The following is a 16,661-nucleotide window of genomic DNA, read 5'->3' on the forward strand; positions in this document are numbered from 1 at the left end:
CCTGTCTGCCTTGAACGAAACCGAGGTCCCTCTCATGAGCGCCATCTCGAAACTGTTGTCATCCAGTCTCTGTCTCTGTCTCCTCGCCGCATGCGGGCCCCTGGCCCCCGAGGACACGTCGTCCCCCCTGGAGTCCCAGGCGTTCTCCGCTGGAAACGACGACTCCCACTCCCAGGGCACGCAGCTCCACGGCTCGCACATCCCATCCGTCTCCTACACGGGAGCCTCCGTGGTGAACGCAGGCGTCCGCCGCGAGGCGACGCTGCGACTCTTCCGGGGGGAGCTGGTCGGCCGCTTCAACCTGGCGTTGTCGGGCACCACGCCCAGCCTCTCGCAGTGCATCCCGCGTGGAACAGGACCCGAGCGAAGCTGTGGCTTCCGCGTGGAGGGCATGGGCACCTGTTCTCCGACCACGACGGTCACCGTCTCCAGTGGTGATTGCGCGAGCACGATAGGGGGCTGCACGGGCCGCCCCATCCTGCGCGTCTGCTCGGGAGAGAAGCCCTGCGAGTTCGAGCAGACGGGCTACCTGGGCACGGGCGTGGGCAGCGCGGGCCCCGATTCCCAGTGCAGCCTCTCCTCGAGTTGCCCCTCCGTGAGGTTCATCTGCCCCAGGAGCGGCATCTTCACCGTGCTGTCCGGGGCCTATACGACGACCCAGAGCGCGAGCGTGGACGTGCGCTCCAGCGCGGGCCGCTTCCCGGTGACGTACAAGGACCTGCGCGGTGAGCAGCTCATCGGCGCGCGGATGCTGAGCTCGTCGCCGTCCGGCTACGGCACCATCATCGAGGTCAAGGACGCGACCAACGCGGCCGACGTCGTCATCCCCGAGTCCCCCGGCATCTGGGACGCCAGCGGCGACACCTTCCTCTATCGCATGCAAATCCGGTCCACCTCCGGCACGTACACGGACCTGTGCACGACGGGCGCGGACCCCGCCGTGGGCTGGGCCTGGACGGTGCCCCTGGAGGGCTCCTTCTCGAAGGCGGGCGACCGCGCGGAGAGCACCAGCATCTTCACGCTCGCGTGCGACCCGGGCGTGCTCGCCAAGTGCTACCGCTGGGGCTACAAGCCGTGGCTGGATGGCGCCAACCCCGGCGCGGTGACGAGGGCCCACTGGGCCTGCACCCGCATGGCCCGCGCCGACTACTGCGGCAGCGGCACGTCCTTCACCCAGGACGGCACCCTCATCCAGCCGTGGGACGCGCTGGCGCCGAACATCATCCCCCCGCCCACCCAGGGCTCCGGCCCGGCGGGAATGCAGTTCGAGGCGGGCTGGAACACCAGTGGCCCTGCGTGTCTGAGTCACTGGCGCTGGAAGCACCTGCAGGCCGGCTGCGTGGAGCTGCAGCCGCCCATCGAGGACGCCAACGGCCACGTCATCAACGACTGCAGGGACCCGCACAACGTCGCGGGCGCGTACAAGTGCTCGCCCATCTGCGACAACGCCCAGGAGGCGCGGCAGCTCTTCAACAGCTCCGTCTTCAACAACTCCATCGCCAACGAGCAGCTCACCCGGCCCCAGCCCTGAGCTAGCCTCCCGGGCCGCGAGGAGGACGCGGCATGATGACGGGAGCCATCTGGCTGGCGACGCTGCTGTCGCTGGGGAGCGCGGGCATGAAGTGGGAACCCCAGGACAGCCACACCACCGTGCGCCTGCGAGGCGTCAGCGCCGTCGACGCACGCGTGGGTTGGGCCAGCGGTGACAAGGGGACCTTCGTCCGGACGACGGACGGAGGGGCGACGTGGAAGGCGGGCACGGTGCCCGGCGCTGAAGCCCTGGACTTCCGCGACGTGGATGCCTTCAGCGACACCACCGCGTACCTGCTCTCCATCGGCGAGGGCGACAAGTCCCGCATCTACAAGACGGTGGACGGCGGCGAGCACTGGACGCTCCAGTTCACCAACTCGACGCCCGGCGCCTTCTTCGACGGCATGGCCTTCTGGGACGAGCAACATGGCCTCGCCTTCAGCGACCCGGTGGAGGGCCGCTTCCTCGTCATCGCCACCTCCGACGGCGGCGCCACCTGGGCCCCGCTCCCCGCCAGCGCGTTTCCTCCCGCGCTCCCCGGCGAGGCGGGCTTCGCGGCCAGCGGCACCAGCATCGCCGTGCGCGCACCGAGGCAGGCCTGGTTCGGCCTGGGCGGCGCGGCGGCGCGCGTGCTGCGCACGACGGACGGAGGCAAGTCGTGGAGTGTCGCGACAACGCCCCTGGCCACGGGCGACGGCGGCGGCGTCTTCTCGCTCGTCTTCTGGAGCGACACCGACGGCGTCGCCGTGGGCGGCAACCACCAGCGTCACGACGACGCCACCGGCAACCTGGCCCTCACGCGGGACGGGGGTAGGACGTGGAGCGTGCCCCCAGGCGCGAGGCCCGCGGGCTACCGCTCCTGCGTCGCGCGGTTGCAGGGAGTGCCGGGGCCCACGCTCGTCACCGTGGGGCCGTCCGGCTCGGAGCTGTCTTCGGACGGCGCGAAGAGCTGGACGTCGCTGGGCCCCCTGGGCTTCCACGCCGTGTCCGCGTCGCCCACGGGCAGGCGCGTGTGGGCCGTCGGAGACGCGGGCCGCATCGCGACGCTCCAGCGGGCGTCCGTGTCTAGTCCTCCAGCACCTTCGCCCAGTCGTCCTCGGCGCTGAACAGCCGCGCGCCCAGTCGGACGACGATGTCCGAGTGGGCCACCGCCGCCGCGCCGCCCACCCACACGGGCACGCCCCGGGGCAGCGCTCGCATGAGCTCGGTGAGCGTGTCGCGGAACGGCTCCTCGCCCCGGTTGTTGATGGCGGACAGGCCCACCAGCTCCGGCTTCAGCTCCGCCACCGCCCGGCCCAAATCCAGCGCGGGCACCCGCTGCCCCAGGAGCGTCACCCGGAAGCCCGCGTGACGCATGCGCAGCGCCACGCCCAACAGCCCCAGCTCGTGCTCCTCCTCCGGGAAGCACGCCAGCACCGCGTGACGCCGCCCGCTGTCCGGCGCCGCGTGCAGCAGGTTCACCAGCCGGGCGCGCACCACCTGCGTCACCAGGTGCTCCTGCGCCACGCTCAACTCACCCGAGTGCCAGCGCTCGCCCACCTCGCGCTGGAGCGGCGCCAGCACGCCGTCGAACGCCTTGAGCGGGGGCAGCGCGGACAGCACCTCGTCCACCACCGCGGAGACGCCGCCCTGGTCATAGGCCTCGGCCGCGAGCAGCGCGGCGTCCCGCCAGAACTCCAGGCCCGCGCCGGAGCCCTGCACTTCGTCCTGGACGGCGGGAGCGGCGTCCAGCTCCGCGAGCAGTTGGGGCAGCAGCTTCGCCGCCTCGCTGATGGCCACGCCCTCGTCCGTCAGCTTCTTGAGCCGCTTGAGCAGCGCGACATCCCGCTCCGTGTAGACGCGGTAGCCGGCGGGCGTGCGCAAGGGCTGGAGCACCCCATACCGACGCTCCCAGGCCCGGATGAGCTCCACCCGAACCCCTGACAACTCCGCGGCGACGTGGATTCGGTAGGTGCGCTCGGCCATGGGCGATACGGGTCAGGGGCGATTCTGCGCGGTTCGCACCTGGTTCCAGAGGGCTATCAACTCCTGGGAGGACTCCGCGTACTGCGCGCCCAGCGTGAAGGTGGCCTTCAAGTGCTCGCGAGCGCCGGGCCCTCCTACCACGACCGGCGTGGGGGCGCAGGCTCGCTGAGCATCTGATAACAGCGTCATGAATTCGTCCGGTTCGCGCCCCTGAACGAAGGACAGCGCCACCATGTCCGGGTGGAGCTGCTCGCAGGCGGAGCGCAGCGCCTCGGCCGGGGTGTCCGCCCCCAGCATCGTCACCCGCCACCCCTGGCGCTTGAGCTGCACGCCCAGTCCCAGGAGGCCCCCCTCGTGGAAGTCCTGGGGCGGGCACGCCAGGAGCGCGCGCGGCCCGTTCGCCGGGCTCTCCACGCTCGACAGCACCTGCCGCAGCCGCTGGCGGATGAGCCCGGACGCCAGGTGCTCACGGGCGACGTCCAGCCGCGCGCTCATCTCCCGCAGCAGCGGCATCAGGAAGTCATCGCAGTAGCTGTCCACGTCCATGGCCTCCTGCGCCTCGTCGAGCACCCGCGACACCTCGTCCCCGTCCAGCAGCATGACGGCGGCCCAGAAGCGCTCCTGGAGCCGCTCCGCGCGGGGCATCGACGTCACGGGCGAGGCGAGCACCTGGGCGATGGCCTCGCTCACCGCCAGGCCGTCCAACTGGATGAGCCGCGCGACGCGGCGGATGGACTCCACCTCCGCGCGTGAATAGACGCGGTAGTTGTTGCCCTCCGAGCGCATGGGGCGCGGGAAGCCGTAGCGCCGCTCCCACGCGCGCAGGGTCGCCTCGCGGATGCCCGTCAGGCGAGCGATGGTGCGGATGCGCAGCATCATGGCGCCACCCCCCGGGCGGCATCCCAGCGCTCCGCCACGCCTCGCGCGCCGGACACCTTGCGCGTGAAGCCCTCCAGGGACGTCACCGCCATCAACCGGCGCACCACGGACTCCAGCCCCTGCTGGAAGACAGGCAGCGAGCCGGGCGGATGCGGCGTGCCCACCTCCAGCAGGACGTCCGGGCGCTCGTGCTCGAAGAAGGCGTAGCGCACGCCAATGGGCACACACTCCACCTTGGCCACGCGCGCCAGCAGCTCCACGCCGCGCTCCAGCCGCAGCGGCAGCTCGCCGAAGGGCCGGTGCTCGCCCTCGGGAAAGACATACAGCGCCGCGCGGGGACGCTTGAGGAGGTCCTTCGCGTAGCGCAGCGACTCCACCGACGACACGGCGTCCTTGCGGCGGATGCTGAAGGCGCCGATGCGCGCCAGGAAGGCGTAGCGGCGCAGGTTCTCCTCATCCATCAGGCAGTAGGCGTCCCACCCCGCCACGCGCGAGAGCTGGTGCAGCATGAAGCCGTCCCACCAGTTCGCGTGGTTCAGGTACACCAGCCTCCCCGGGCCCGCGGCGGGCAGCTCCCCGCGCACCCACAGGCCGCGGAACGCCGAGCGGAACTTCCACCCGATATACGCATCCAGCGCCCACTCGAAGGGGCCTCCCTTGGCCGCGGGAATCACGACGCCCTGGCCTCCTTCTTCGTCAACAGCTCCACCAGGCCCGTGAAGAGGGCCAGCCCCAGCGACACGAGCACGCTGGTCAGCAGGAAGAAGAGCACCTCCTCCAGGGGAACGAGCCCCAGGTAGATGCCCAGGTGCAGGCCCTCGCCGAAGTTCCAGATGCCCGTGGAGATGGCCAGGTGGTCCGCCACCGCCAGGTAGATGCCGATGATGAACGCGGGCACCAGCACCGCGCGCAGCACCGCGCCGGAGCGCTCCTTGTAGTGGCGCACCAGCACCACCGTCTGGAAGAGGATGAGCGGCAGCGTCCAGCCAAGCAGGTGGATGAGGTAGGCCCAGCGCGTCTCCATCATGACGACACCTCGCTCGGGGACAGGGCCCGCTCGGAGGAAGGCGTGGGCAACGACGTCGCGGGCCGCGAAGGCTCCGTGCGAGCCAGCGCGCGGGTGAGCCGGGCCCTGGCCCACAGTCCCACCAGGAGCGTCTGGAGGCCGAAGAACAGGTACTCCTCCAGCGGCAGGTAGCCCAGCTTGATGCCCCAGATGCGGCTCTCGTCGAAGCCCCACAGGCCCCACTTCACCGCCAGGTTGTCCCAGGGCGACGTCGCCGCGTAGACGACCACGAGCAAGAGCCCCATGGGCGCCAGGCTCCGCGCCGTGAAGGTGCGGCGGTAGCGCCACAGCAGGAAGACGATGGGCAATACAACGAACAGCCCGAGGAAACGCGCGTAGGTCATCCAGGTCCTCCCGTCAGCTCCGGCGCCACCCGGACCATGCGGCCTCCCGGCAGGAGCGCGTACGTGCGCCCCCGCCACGTCACCAGGCCCTGGCGACCCAGGGAGACGATGAAGGCCGTCAGCAACAGCGACTCTCCCAGCAACCAGTCCGTCAAGGCGCGCCCGAGGCCCGCGTCTCGCAAGCCCTCCACCCGAGGCGCGCCCAGCACCGCGAGCCGGAGCGCCAGCAGCGCGCGCACGATGACAAGCGACACCACGGCGGCGGCCAGCACGGGGGAGCCCAGCAGCGCGGCCAGCACCACCAGCGGCACGGTGGGCGTGAAGAGCAGCGGCACCGTGGGGTACAGCGCGGGACGGTGACTGGCCAGCACCCGCATCCAGCGCGTGAAGCGGGACAGGGGAACCTCCCAGGCGCCGATGTCACCCAGGGGCACCACGGCGGGCGCGTCGCTCAGCGCGACGTCGAGGCCGAGGGCGTGCAGGCGCTTGGACAGCTCCAGGTCCTCGCCGATGTGGTCGGCCAGGGACTTGAGCGACTCCATCGCCACCGGAGACAGCCCCAGCGCCTTGCCACACACGGACTTCGCGCCCGCGCTCATGACGTGCAGCGCGAGGAAGCTGTGATGCGTGTAGCGCAGCAGGCCCGCCATGGCCCGGCCGGCGCCATCGCGCACGTCCACCGGAGTGGGGGCCGCCGTGCTCAGCGCGGCACCTCGAACCAGGGGCGCCACGAGGCCCTCCACCAGCGCGCCCGTCACCGCGACATCCGCGTCCACGGCGAGGACGACGCGGCCCTCGGTGGGAAGCACCTCCAGCGCGTAGAGCAGGTGGCCCACCTTGCGGTTGGGCGTGAGCGGGTCGCTCGGAAGCCAGCGCACGTCGGGCGCGAGCCGAGGGCGGTAGGGCGATACGACGACCTGCTCCAGCGTGCCCGCGTACGAGATGGGCAGGGCCAGGTTCTCCAGCTCCCGAGGCGTGGGCGCGTCCACGGGACGCAGCAGCAACACCGAAGGCCGGGTGCCACGCGCCTCGACGGACGGCTCCGGCCGAGTCCCCCGGCGCATGCGAAGCAGGCGCGCGAGCGCGACGCCGCTGAAGCCCGTGGCGAGCGCGGCCCAGCCCAGTCCCAGGAGCACGGGAGCGCTCATGCCGCTGTCCCCAGCCGCGTGCGGAAGTGCGCCATCCAGCGGATGAAGGGCGAGTGGAAGCGGCGGAAGTCAGCCACCTCCCCCATGCAGTCCAGCGCGCCCTTGCGAGCCTCCATCCGCGCATAGAAGGGCGAGGACTCCAGCAACCTCGCCTGCCCCACCTCCACGTTGCCCGCCTGGAGTCGCGAGGGCACGCGCAGGCCCCACCCGGTGATGACCGTGGGCTGCGTCCTCGGCCCCGGGCCCCGCTCGCAGCGCACGCTCTGCTCACACGCCGTCATCCGCAGCGGCGCCACGCCATCCGGCAGGTGGTAGTCCACCACCGTCGTCGCGTCCTCGCGGTGCGTGCGCGCCCAGTGCCAGCCCGCGAGCCTCTCGCCCAGCAGCTCCTCGCCGTGGTTCGTGTCGTGGTAGCCCAGCCCCTCCGCCTTCACTCCCAGGGAGGACACCTCCAGCCGAGCCCGCGCGCGTGGCGCCAGCGCCTGCCAGTAGTGCGGCAGCTCGGGCATCAACCGCACCACCTCGCCCACCGGCGTCAGCGGCTGCAGGGTGAGGCGCGCGCTCACGGGCCGACCCCAGGGGGCCGTCCAGTCCTCCACGTCCATGCGCACCGTGCCGCCCTCTCCGTACGTCAGCGTGGAGCGGCCAATCCGCAGCCGCCCCGCCGACTCCACCTCGGCGTGAGGGTACTCGCTCAGGACCCAGAGGCGACGCACGCCCTCGTGGTACAGCGCGAAGTTCACCGCGCTGTGCTCCATGGGCCGCCCGCCCCGCCGCGCCGCCACCGAATAGCGCGGGGAGAAGAGCGAGCCCAACATGAAGATGCACACCGCGCTGTAGGGCCCCGCCGTCACGTCGGCGTAGAACCAACGATAGGCCCCCGCCTTGCTCGGCAGGGTGGGAATGTCTCCCAGGCTGTTCATGCGCCCCTCCGCAGATGCGCGGACACCATCTCCGCGGCGAAGCGCCCCGACAGCATGACGAGCGGCACCCCGCCCCCCGGATGCGTGCCCCCTCCCGCGAAGAACAGGCCCGGGGTGTTGCCCCGGATGCGCGGACGACGAAACGGCCCCAGCTTCCCGTGCGGCAGGAAGCCGTAGATGGAGCCTCCCGGCGCCCCCTGCGCGGCCAGGTCCACCGGCGAGCGCTGGCCGATGACTCGCACCCGGCCCTTCAGCTCCGGGAAGTGCGCGACGAGCTTCTCGAACATCTGCGCCTTCACCCGCTCCGCCTGAAGCTCCCAGGCGCGCGCCGCCGCGTCCGCCTCCGCCGCATCCACCGGCAACGCGGGCGCGTTCACCATCACGAACAGGCCGGTGCGCCCCGGCGGCGACATCGTCGGGTCCGTCGCGGTGGGGTTGCAGAAGTACACCGTCGGGTCCGTCGCGAGCTGCCCGCTGAACAGCTCGTCGAACTCGCGCCGGTAGTTCCCTCCAAACAGCACCGCGTGGTGCGGCAGCGAGGGGCGCCCCTCCACCTCCAGCAGGAGCACGAAGCCGGAGAGCGCCAGCGGCTCGTCCGCGCGACGCAGCGACTCCAGTGGGTCCGCGTTCACCACCACGCTGTCGAACGGCGCGGAGTCCTCGCCGGGCCCCACGCGGTAGCCCTCGCTCGTGTGCGCGAACCGGGCGCGCGTCCGCAGATGCACCGTGACACCCAACCTGCGCACCGCCCGCCCCAGCGCATCCACCAGCGCGCCCACGCCGCCCCGGGCATGGTGGACGCCGTACGCGCGCTCGATGTGCGGAATCAACGCGTAGGCCGCGCTCGCCTCGTACGGCGACGCGCCCGCGTACGTGGCGAACCGGCCCACGTACTGCTGCAGGTGCTCGGTGCGCAGGTGCTTCACCGCCAGCCCGTGAAGGGACGACAGCTGCATCCCCGCCATCACCGCGCCAATCCCCCGGCGGGCCACGCGGCCCATGAACCCGGCCATGCCCTCGAAGGGCGCCTCCAGGTACGGCTCGCCCGCGGCGCCCCAGATGGCGGCGGCCTCCGCGTAGAAGCCGCGGATGCCCTTGCGCTCCACCGGCTTCACTTCACTCGCGCTGTCCGCGGTGCGGTCCAGGTCCTTGTACGCGGTGAAGGCGCATCCATCCATGAAGCGATAGGTGCACTGCGGCTCCAGCTCGGTGAGCGTCGGAAGGAGGTCCAACGCGCCCAGCTGCTCGAAGGTGCCGCGCACCAGGTCCGGCAACGTCAGCAACGTGGGCCCGGTGTCCAGGGTGATTCCGTCCAGGGTGACGGCCTGCGCCTTGCCCCCCAGCGAGGCGCCTCCCTCGAAGAGCGTCACCGCGTGGCCTTCCTTCGCCAGCAGCCCCGCCGCGGTGAGTCCGCCGATGCCTCCCCCCACGACAGCGACACGAGAGGTGCTCATGACCACGGCCTCCTTCGCGCCACCTCGGCGTCCAGGGGTCCACATGCACGTGCCCGTCGGGCCACGCGCTCGCCAGCCACCGACAGGCGCTTCACGTCACCCATGGCGTTGTCCCCCCACTTCGCTCGGCAGCAGTGGCACGCGCGACTCGGCCGGCAGCGCGGGAAGCGCGGCGTGGGGCCGGAGGAAGGCGGAGGCGGCCAGCGACAGCTTGCGCCGCGTGGACACATACGCCCGCGCGCTGAACACGTCGTAGTCGCGCGCCTCGATGTCGCGGAGGATGTCGCCGTAGATGGCGCCCATCAGCCGCACCATGCGCTGGCTGCCGAAGCCCGTGAGCGCGGGCACCCCCAGGGCCGCTCGCGCGTAGTACGTCCGCGCGCGCTCCACCTGGAAGCGCATGAAGTCGCGCCACCGCGCATCCACCTTGCCCTGTCGCAAGTCCTCCTCGGACAGGCCGAAGGCCTTCAGCTCCTGGGAGGGCAGGTACACGCGCCCCCGCTCCAGGTCCTCGCGCACGTCGCGCAGGATGTTGGTGAGCTGCATGCCCCGGCCCAGGTCCGCCGCCGGCTGCAGCGCGCCCTCGTCCGAGCACCCCAGCACCGGCGTCAGCATCAACCCCACCACGCCCGCCACGCGGTAGCAGTAGAGGTCCAGCTCCTCCCACGTGTCGTAGTGGTGCTTCGTCAGGTCCATCTCCATGCCGGAGATGAGGTCCTGGAAGGGCTGCTCGGGAATCCGGTAGTGGCGCACCGTGTGCGCGAGCGCGGCGAACTCCCCCGCGTCCCACGGCGAGCTCGCCGCCACGCCCACCAGTCTTCCGCCCGGCGGCCCCAGCTCCTTCGACGCCAGCTCCGGCATGGGCACGTACAGCTCCGCCACCATGCGCCGCGCGCGCCCCAGCCGCACGGACAGCTCCTCCGTCGCCGAGCCCGCCTCGTCCACCAGGTCATCCAGCCGCCGGCAGAACGCATACAGCGCGAAGGCCGCCTTGCGACGCTGGCCGAACAGCAGGTACGAGGCGAAGAAGAAGCTCTTCGCGTGGTGACGCGTCACCCGCCGCGCCAGCCAGTATCCCCGGCGCACCAGCGCCCTGTCGTCGGACGCGCTCACGCCGCCGCCTCCACCGCCGTGGACTTCGTCCGGCTCCCGCGCGGCGACAGCTTCACGCCCTGCTGTCTTGCCCAGTCGGCCAGGCGCTCGGCGACGAGCCGCGCGGAGATGAGCACCGTGGGCAGCCCCGTGCCCGGCTGCGTGGAGGCCCCGACGAAGAAGAGGTTCTTCACCTTCGCGTCCTGGTTCGACGGACGGAAGGGGCCAATCTGCATGAAGTTCTGCGCCAGGCCGAAGGCGCTGCCCTTCGCCAGGTTGAACGTGCCCGCCCAATCATCCGGCGTGAAGACGCGCTCCACCTCGATGTCCGACTCCAGCTTCGGGAAGCCCAGCTCCGCCAGCCGCGCGAAGACCTTGGCGCGCAGCTTCGGCCCCTCCGTCTTCCAGTCCAGCGACGGGTGCTGGTGTGGCACGGGCACCAGCACGTAGAGCGAGTCCTTGCCCTCGGGCGCCAGCGACGCGTCGGTGCGCGTGGGCGCGTTGACGTAGAAGCTCGGGTCCTCCGGCACGCGGAAGCGCTTGAAGATGTCCTCGAACGAGCCCCGGTAGTCGCGGCCGAAGATGACATTGTGATGCAGCAGCTCCGGCACCTTCCGGCGCATGCCCAGGTAGAGCATGTAGCCGCTGGAGGTGTAGCGCAGCGACTCGCGGCGCTTGAGCGTGGTGGCCTGCGGGTCCAGGAGCTTCTCGTACGCGTAGGGCAGGTCCGCGTTGCACAGCACCGCGTCCGCCTCCAGCACCTCGCCGCCCTCCAGCCGGACTCCGGTGGTGCGGCCGCCGTCCGTGAGGATGCGCTCCACCGGGGTGCCGTAGTGGAAGCGCACGCCCTCCTCGATGGCCAGCCGCTCCAGCGCCTGCGGAATCGCGTACAGCCCGCCCTTGGGGAACCAGATGCCGACGCCCAGCTCGGTGAAGGGCAGCAGGCCGTAGACGGCGGGCGACTCGAAGGGAGAGACGCCCAGGTACATCGTCTGGAACGTCATCGCCGCGCGCAGCCGGTCATCGCGGAAGTAGCGGCTGACGTCCGGGTACATGCGCCGGTGGGCGCGCACCTGGAAGATGCGGGCGAGCACGCGCGGGGACAGGTAGTCGGTGATGCCCGCGTAGTTGCGGCCCACCAGGTGGTCCAGGCTGGTGCGGTACTGGACACGCCCCTGGGCCAGGAAGGCGAGGTAGCGCGCGTAGCTGCCGGGCTCCACCCGCTCCAGCTCGCGCCCCATGGCGCACAGCTCGGAGGTGAACGTCACGTCCGAGCCATCTCGAAAGTGCACACGGTAGTTCGGGTCGCACTTGAGCAACGTCAGGTAGTCCTCGATTCGGCGGCCGAGCGCGCGGAAGGTCTCCTCGAACACCTCCGGCATCAGCACGATGGTGGGACCGATGTCCCAGGTGAAGCCGTCCACCCGCAGCCGGTTGCAGCGCCCGCCCGGCCCCACCGTCTTCTCGACGACCTGGACGTCGAAGCCCTGGTGCGCCAGTCGCGCCGCGGCGGCCAGGCCTCCCACGCCAGCGCCCACCACCACCACGCGTCTGCCTTGTGTCCGCGGGCTCATGTGTTCCTCAGGCCGCGCGATGCGCGAGCCGCGCGATGAGGGCGTCCATCAAGTCCCTCACGCCGTTGGGGTTGGGCAACGACTGGAGGGTGCGCCGGGCGGCGCGAGAGGCGCGCTCCACCATCCGCTCGCACGCGGCACGGCCGCCATGCACCTCCACCAGCGTCCGGGCACGCGCCAGGGCCGCTGCGTCCTTCTGACACTCCGGCAGCGCCCAGAGCGCCTCCAGCTCCTCGCGTCCCTCCGGCGAGGCGCGCGCGTACGCCGCGAGCAAGGGGAAGGTGCGCTTGCCTTGCGTGAAGTCGCTGGCCGACGACTTGCCCGCGACGGTGGAGTCACCGAAGAGGCCGATGACGTCATCGCGCAGCTGGTAGGCGAGCCCCACCTGGCGGCCCACGCGCTCCAGCCCCTCCAACAGCTGCGCGCTCGCACCGCCCAGCATGGCGCCACAGACGAGCGGCGCGCAGAAGCCGTAGCGCGCCGTCTTGAGATAGGCCACGCGCATCACCTGGAACAGCGACACCTCCGACAGCGGCGCGCGCTCCAGCGACAAGTCCAGGTACTGCCCCGCCGCCGTGTGCCGGCACACCGCCAGGTAGTAGCGCACCACCTTGGCCACGCCCGGCAGCTCCGACTCCAGCATCGCCTCCAGCGCGCGGGCGAAGAGGTGGTCTCCCACCACCACCGCCAGGTCCTCGCCCGTCCGGCCCGGCGCCAGCACGTGGTGCAGCGCCGCGCTCCCGCGCCGCATCACCGCGCGGTCCGCCACGTCGTCATGAATCAGGAGGAAGGTGTGGAGCAGCTCCAGCCCCGCGGCGAAGCGCCACAGCTCCGCCGCCACCACCGGCGTGCCCCTGGCCAGGCAGTGCCCCGCCATCACCAGCGCGGGCCGCACCCGCTTGGCCGGCCGCAGCGCGTACAGCCGGGCCTCCTCCAGCGCCCGCGTCCACCGAGCGTCCAGGCCCGCCTCGTCCGGCAGCTCGAACAGCTCCGCAAGCGACGCCTCCACCTGCGCGTGCACCAGCATCAGCCAGGCCTGCTCCAAGGGGACGTCATCAGGCAGCGGCTGCGCGGCGGAACGCGGGAGTGCCATGGGTTGATCCTCGGGGTTCAAGAGGGTCCTGCCCTCCAGGCGTAGCGTTTGCGTCGAGGGCTTGTCAAGGCTATGTACAGGGTTTGTAAGAACCTTGTCCACCGGGGGTCACCTCATGAAGATGTGGATCACAAGCACACTGACGGCGGCCCTGCTGACCCAGGGTGCGCTGGCTTCCAGCCCTGCAGACGGCCCGCCCGACGCGACGTTACGGAGTTCCAGCGGAGATGAGGTCCGTCTCTCGAAGTGGCGTGGGAAACCGGTAATTCTCTTTTATGAGGACAAGGACTCCACGACGCTCAACGCGGGGCTGAAGGAGGAGCTGTTCGCGCGAGGCAAGGAGCGCAACCTGCTGGGCTCCGCCTGGGTGGTGGCGGTGGCCAACCTGCGGAAGTTCGACTTCTTTCCCGCTCGGCAGATTGCCCTCTCCTATGTGCGGGATGAGGAGAAGAAGGTGGGCGTGCCCATCCTGGTGGATTTGGACGGGACGATGGGCTCGGCGCCCTGGGGCCTGCCGATGAAGACCTCCAACGTGCTGCTGCTGGATGCCCAGGGCGCGGTGGTCTACCGATATTCCGGGAAGATGAAGCCGGAGGAGCAGGTGGCGTTCTTCTCGGCCCTGAGCACGCTGGTGGGGGTGGACCTCAACACGCCGGCGGCGCCCAAGGCCCCGGGAGCCACGCCGTGAAGGTGGCCATCACCGGCGCCACGGGGTTTCTGGGTCCGGGCCTTGTCCAGGGTTTGTTGAGTCAGGGACACAGCCTGCACGTGCTGACGCGGGACGTGCCTCGGGCGCTGGAGAAGCTGCCGCCGGGGGTGACGGGGGCGCCCTTCGACGGGCGATCGCCACTTGCCCCGGAGGCGCTGGCCGGCGCGGACGCGGTCATCCACCTGGCCGGGGAGCCGGTGGCGCAGCGGTGGACGAAGGACGCGAAGCAGCGCATCCACGGCAGTCGGGTGGTGGGCACGCGGATGTTGGTGGAGGCGATGAAGGCGGCGGGGACGGTGAGGCGCTTCGTGTCCACGTCGGCCATCGGATACTACGGCGGCGCGCGCGAGGCGGAGGTGCTCACGGAAGAGAGCCCGCCAGGCGACGACTTCCTGGCGCGGGTGTGCGTGGACTGGGAGGCGGAGGCGGGGAACGCGCGCGGCGCGGGCATCAGCACCGCGGTGGTGCGCATGGGCGTGGTGCTGCATCCGGACGGCGGCGCGCTCCACAAGATGCTGCCGCCCTTCCGCATGGGCGCGGGGGGCGCGGTGGGCAGTGGCCGACAGTACGTGAGCTGGATTCACCGCGAGGACGCTCAGGCGCTGGTGCGCTTCGCCCTCGAGGACGCGACGGTGGAGGGGCCCGTGAATGCGACGGCCCCGGAGCCGGTGACGAACGCGGCGTTCGCCCATGCGCTCGGCCATGCGTTGGGCCGGCCGTCGGTGATGCACATCCCCGCGTTCATGGTGAAGGCGGCCATGGGGGAGATGGCGAAGGTCGTCCTGGAGGGTCAGCGCGTGCTGCCCGCGCGGGCCCAGGCGGCGGGCTTCACCTTCCGCTTCCCTGAACTGGAGGGAGCGCTGAAGCACCTGCTGACATAGGTTGACGCGCATGGAAGCCAGGGAGCTGGAAGCGCGAGCGCGAGCCGAGGGAACCCCCGTCATCATCGGAGACATGGCCACCTTCGTGTGGCGGGGACGCGGGCCCGTCTTCGTGCAGGGTGACTTCCAGGACTGGAAGGGCGAGCCGCTGCCCCTGAAGCGCGTGGCCCCGGGCCTGTGGACCCGCTCGCTGGCGCTGCCTCGCGATGCGTACGTCGAATACGCCCTCTTCGATTCGCGCGGCCAGCGGCTGAAGGACGACTTCAACGCGCGCGTCTCCGACAACGGCTTCGGCGACGTCAATCACGCCTTCTACATGCCCGACGGCGGACCCTCGCTGCCCCTCCGGCGCTCCCGGGGCGTGCCGCGCGGCCGAGTCACCCGACACCGCGTGGACATGTCCGACCTGGGCCTGGACGGCCAGCGCACCGTGCACCTCTACGCCCCGCCGACACAGGGGCCGGTGCCGCTCCTCGTCGTGCTCGACGGAGATGACTACCTGCGCCGCGTGCGCCTGCCGGAGCTGGTGGACACGCTGGTCGCCGATGGCCGCATGCAGCCCGTCGCCCTCGCGCTCGTCTCCAATGGGGGCGTGACGCGCGGCGTGGAGTACGCGTGCAGCGAGTACACCGTGGCCCTCCTCCTATGGAAGGTGCTGCCCCTGGCCCGGGAGCACCTGTCGTTGGTGGACGAACGACACAACCCTGGCGTGCACGGGGTGCTGGGCTCGTCGCTGGGCGGGCTGATGTCGCTCTTCATCGGGCTGCGCGCGCCGGAGACGTTTGGCCGGGTGCTGACGCAGTCGGGGGCGTTCGTGGTGGAAAACCACGAGTTCGTCGTGTTCGACCTGGCGCGGCACGTGCCTCGTCGCCCGCTGGACGTGTGGATGAGCTGTGGCCGCTTCGAGGTGCTGTTGGAGGGCAACCAGCGGCTCGCCCCCTTGTTGAAGGCCACCGGGCACCGCGTCGAGTACCGGGAGTACAGCGGAGGGCACAATTACCCGGCCTGGAGGGATGACGTGGTGCGGGGGCTGGAGGCGCTGTTTGCTCCAAGGCCCCTGGCCAAGCGCCGGTAGTTGCTGCACTTCCTTGAGTGTCTTCTGGTGGTCATCAGCGCGGCATGAGTCCGTGTGCCACCTCACCTTCGCGCTGGACGCAACTGGCGCCCGGGGCGTCCGATAACTTCCTTGAGACTTCCCGGAGCCATGCCCGCACCGGCTCGCAGTCTTCCTGGAGCGCACTCATGTCGCGCATTGATGGTGGCAACCGTTCGTCCTCGCCGAAGAGCTCCGCCTCGGAGCGCTCCAGCACGGAGCGGCCGGACTCCGCCTCCAAGAACGTGCAGCAGAGCCCCGGAAAGAAGGAAGTCCAGGCACACCGCGCGGTGAGCCCGTTCCAGGGCCGCAGCGACTTCGAGCCGGAGCGCCGGCCGACGCCGCGCGCCACGCCCGCAATCAACCCCGCGCTGGCGCCCGCTGCCTCGGAGGCCTCGGCCATCGCCGGCGCGGACGCGGAGCTGGAGTTGCTCTCCGAGTTCCCCGACGCCGACGCCCAGGGTGGCATGGCCTCCGCGATGCTGCATGCGCACGCGGACGAGCCCGCCTCGCAGGCGCGAATCGTGGAGCGGCTGAAGCAGGATGGCAGGCTGGAGTCGCTGTTCGGCGAGGTGTTCCGCGAGGGCAACCCCTACGTGGAGCAGCCGCACCGCACCGCCGTCGTCCGCGCGCTCGACACCGCGCTGGCGCGAGGCACGGTGACGAGCGACGACCTGCGCACCTTCACCCGGGGCGCCTACGCCCAGGAGTGGCAGCAGATCGGCTCCGAGTTGGCCACGCCGGACGCGAAGTAGCGCCTCCTTCCGCCAGACGAGGGGAGATGCGGCGAGGCACCACGCTCTTCCTCACGCCGGACGCGCAGTAGCGCTTCCCTCCGCCAGACGAGGAGGCGCGGCGAGGCACCACGCTCTTCCTCACACCGGACGCGAAGTAGCGCTTCCTTCCGCC

17 protein-coding genes are annotated in these 16,661 nt (G+C 71.1%); 6 read left to right on the forward strand and 11 right to left on the reverse strand.

The annotated features are described in order from the left end of the window. The first annotated feature begins 34 nt into the window (after positions 1-34). Positions 35-1,531 (forward strand): ADYC domain-containing protein, encoded by a 1,497-nt coding sequence (locus LZ199_RS19260; protein ID WP_253995182.1) that lies wholly within the window; start codon positions 35-37, stop codon positions 1,529-1,531. A gap of 32 nt (positions 1,532-1,563) precedes the next feature. Then, complete coding sequence (locus tag LZ199_RS19265; protein WP_253995183.1) at positions 1,564-2,637, forward strand: WD40/YVTN/BNR-like repeat-containing protein; 1,074 nt, start codon at positions 1,564-1,566, stop codon at positions 2,635-2,637. Here LZ199_RS19265 and LZ199_RS19270 read toward each other — a convergent pair. The 11 genes from LZ199_RS19270 to LZ199_RS19320 form a co-directional block, all read right to left on the reverse strand. Beyond that, the gene (locus tag LZ199_RS19270) at positions 2,597-3,496 is read right to left on the reverse strand and encodes a MerR family transcriptional regulator (RefSeq protein WP_253995184.1); all 900 of its coding nucleotides are present in this window, start codon (positions 3,494-3,496) and stop codon (positions 2,597-2,599) included. The genes LZ199_RS19265 and LZ199_RS19270 overlap by 41 nt on opposite strands. Before the next feature lie 12 nt (positions 3,497-3,508). After that, positions 3,509-4,375: a MerR family transcriptional regulator gene (locus LZ199_RS19275; RefSeq protein WP_253995185.1), complete on the reverse strand. Its 867-nt coding sequence runs from the start codon at positions 4,373-4,375 to the stop codon at positions 3,509-3,511. Continuing rightward, positions 4,372-5,049 (reverse strand): lysophospholipid acyltransferase family protein, encoded by a 678-nt coding sequence (locus tag LZ199_RS19280; RefSeq protein WP_253995186.1) that lies wholly within the window; start codon positions 5,047-5,049, stop codon positions 4,372-4,374. The genes LZ199_RS19275 and LZ199_RS19280 overlap by 4 nt, the downstream gene beginning before the upstream one ends. Then, positions 5,046-5,402 carry a lycopene cyclase domain-containing protein gene (locus tag LZ199_RS19285; RefSeq protein ID WP_253995187.1) on the reverse strand — a complete coding sequence of 119 codons (357 nt, stop codon included), beginning with the start codon at positions 5,400-5,402 and terminating at the stop codon, positions 5,046-5,048. The genes LZ199_RS19280 and LZ199_RS19285 overlap by 4 nt, the downstream gene beginning before the upstream one ends. Continuing rightward, positions 5,399-5,785, reverse strand: a complete 387-nt coding sequence (locus LZ199_RS19290; protein WP_253995188.1) for a lycopene cyclase domain-containing protein — start codon at positions 5,783-5,785, stop codon at positions 5,399-5,401. The genes LZ199_RS19285 and LZ199_RS19290 overlap by 4 nt, the downstream gene beginning before the upstream one ends. Continuing rightward, positions 5,782-6,933 (reverse strand): glycosyltransferase, encoded by a 1,152-nt coding sequence (locus LZ199_RS19295; protein WP_253995189.1) that lies wholly within the window; start codon positions 6,931-6,933, stop codon positions 5,782-5,784. The genes LZ199_RS19290 and LZ199_RS19295 overlap by 4 nt, the downstream gene beginning before the upstream one ends. Beyond that, positions 6,930-7,856 (reverse strand): carotenoid 1,2-hydratase, encoded by a 927-nt coding sequence (locus tag LZ199_RS19300; RefSeq protein ID WP_253995190.1) that lies wholly within the window; start codon positions 7,854-7,856, stop codon positions 6,930-6,932. Before LZ199_RS19300 ends, LZ199_RS19295 begins: the two co-directional genes overlap by 4 nt. Next, positions 7,853-9,310 carry a phytoene desaturase family protein gene (locus tag LZ199_RS19305; RefSeq protein ID WP_253995191.1) on the reverse strand — a complete coding sequence of 486 codons (1,458 nt, stop codon included), beginning with the start codon at positions 9,308-9,310 and terminating at the stop codon, positions 7,853-7,855. Before LZ199_RS19305 ends, LZ199_RS19300 begins: the two co-directional genes overlap by 4 nt. A 96-nt stretch (positions 9,311-9,406) precedes the next feature. Continuing rightward, the gene (locus LZ199_RS19310) at positions 9,407-10,423 is read right to left on the reverse strand and encodes a phytoene/squalene synthase family protein (protein ID WP_253995192.1); all 1,017 of its coding nucleotides are present in this window, start codon (positions 10,421-10,423) and stop codon (positions 9,407-9,409) included. Continuing rightward, the gene (locus tag LZ199_RS19315) at positions 10,420-11,976 is read right to left on the reverse strand and encodes a phytoene desaturase family protein (RefSeq protein ID WP_253995193.1); all 1,557 of its coding nucleotides are present in this window, start codon (positions 11,974-11,976) and stop codon (positions 10,420-10,422) included. Before LZ199_RS19315 ends, LZ199_RS19310 begins: the two co-directional genes overlap by 4 nt. A 7-nt stretch (positions 11,977-11,983) precedes the next feature. Beyond that, a complete protein-coding gene (locus LZ199_RS19320; protein ID WP_253995194.1) occupies positions 11,984-13,069 on the reverse strand; it encodes a polyprenyl synthetase family protein in 1,086 nt (361 codons plus the stop codon). 115 nt (positions 13,070-13,184) lie between these two features. On the opposite strand from LZ199_RS19320, the gene LZ199_RS19325 reads away from it, so the two are divergent. The 4 genes from LZ199_RS19325 to LZ199_RS19340 all read left to right on the forward strand — a co-directional run bounded on the left by LZ199_RS19325 (position 13,185) and on the right by LZ199_RS19340 (position 16,507). Beyond that, positions 13,185-13,757, forward strand: coding sequence for a peroxiredoxin family protein (locus LZ199_RS19325; protein ID WP_253995195.1), 573 nt, complete (start codon positions 13,185-13,187; stop codon positions 13,755-13,757). Continuing rightward, positions 13,754-14,659, forward strand: a complete 906-nt coding sequence (locus LZ199_RS19330) for a TIGR01777 family oxidoreductase (protein ID WP_253995196.1) — start codon at positions 13,754-13,756, stop codon at positions 14,657-14,659. Before LZ199_RS19325 ends, LZ199_RS19330 begins: the two co-directional genes overlap by 4 nt. Before the next feature lie 10 nt (positions 14,660-14,669). Continuing rightward, positions 14,670-15,734, forward strand: coding sequence for an alpha/beta hydrolase-fold protein (locus LZ199_RS19335; protein WP_253995197.1), 1,065 nt, complete (start codon positions 14,670-14,672; stop codon positions 15,732-15,734). A gap of 167 nt (positions 15,735-15,901) precedes the next feature. Continuing rightward, positions 15,902-16,507 (forward strand): hypothetical protein, encoded by a 606-nt coding sequence (locus LZ199_RS19340; protein WP_253995198.1) that lies wholly within the window; start codon positions 15,902-15,904, stop codon positions 16,505-16,507. Positions 16,508-16,661: the final 154 nt, after the last annotated feature.

This window comes from Myxococcus qinghaiensis, assembly GCF_024198215.1.
In the GTDB taxonomy this organism is placed as follows: Bacteria; Myxococcota; Myxococcia; order Myxococcales; family Myxococcaceae; genus Myxococcus; species Myxococcus qinghaiensis.

What these genes read in the sequence shown, in the direction of transcription:
- LZ199_RS19260 (WP_253995182.1), top strand. Translation starts at nt 35, where the DNA reads ATGAGCGCCATCTCGAAACTGTTGTCATCCAGTCTCTGTCTCTGTCTC.
- LZ199_RS19265 (WP_253995183.1), top strand. Translation starts at nt 1,564, where the DNA reads ATGATGACGGGAGCCATCTGGCTGGCGACGCTGCTGTCGCTGGGGAGC.
- LZ199_RS19270 (WP_253995184.1), bottom strand. Translation starts at nt 3,496, where the DNA reads ATGGCCGAGCGCACCTACCGAATCCACGTCGCCGCGGAGTTGTCAGGG.
- LZ199_RS19275 (WP_253995185.1), bottom strand. Translation starts at nt 4,375, where the DNA reads ATGATGCTGCGCATCCGCACCATCGCTCGCCTGACGGGCATCCGCGAG.
- LZ199_RS19285 (WP_253995187.1), bottom strand. Translation starts at nt 5,402, where the DNA reads ATGATGGAGACGCGCTGGGCCTACCTCATCCACCTGCTTGGCTGGACG.
- LZ199_RS19290 (WP_253995188.1), bottom strand. Translation starts at nt 5,785, where the DNA reads ATGACCTACGCGCGTTTCCTCGGGCTGTTCGTTGTATTGCCCATCGTC.
- LZ199_RS19295 (WP_253995189.1), bottom strand. Translation starts at nt 6,933, where the DNA reads ATGAGCGCTCCCGTGCTCCTGGGACTGGGCTGGGCCGCGCTCGCCACG.
- LZ199_RS19300 (WP_253995190.1), bottom strand. Translation starts at nt 7,856, where the DNA reads ATGAACAGCCTGGGAGACATTCCCACCCTGCCGAGCAAGGCGGGGGCC.
- LZ199_RS19305 (WP_253995191.1), bottom strand. Translation starts at nt 9,310, where the DNA reads ATGAGCACCTCTCGTGTCGCTGTCGTGGGGGGAGGCATCGGCGGACTC.
- LZ199_RS19315 (WP_253995193.1), bottom strand. Translation starts at nt 11,976, where the DNA reads ATGAGCCCGCGGACACAAGGCAGACGCGTGGTGGTGGTGGGCGCTGGC.
- LZ199_RS19320 (WP_253995194.1), bottom strand. Translation starts at nt 13,069, where the DNA reads ATGGCACTCCCGCGTTCCGCCGCGCAGCCGCTGCCTGATGACGTCCCC.
- LZ199_RS19325 (WP_253995195.1), top strand. Translation starts at nt 13,185, where the DNA reads ATGAAGATGTGGATCACAAGCACACTGACGGCGGCCCTGCTGACCCAG.
- LZ199_RS19335 (WP_253995197.1), top strand. Translation starts at nt 14,670, where the DNA reads ATGGAAGCCAGGGAGCTGGAAGCGCGAGCGCGAGCCGAGGGAACCCCC.
- LZ199_RS19340 (WP_253995198.1), top strand. Translation starts at nt 15,902, where the DNA reads ATGTCGCGCATTGATGGTGGCAACCGTTCGTCCTCGCCGAAGAGCTCC.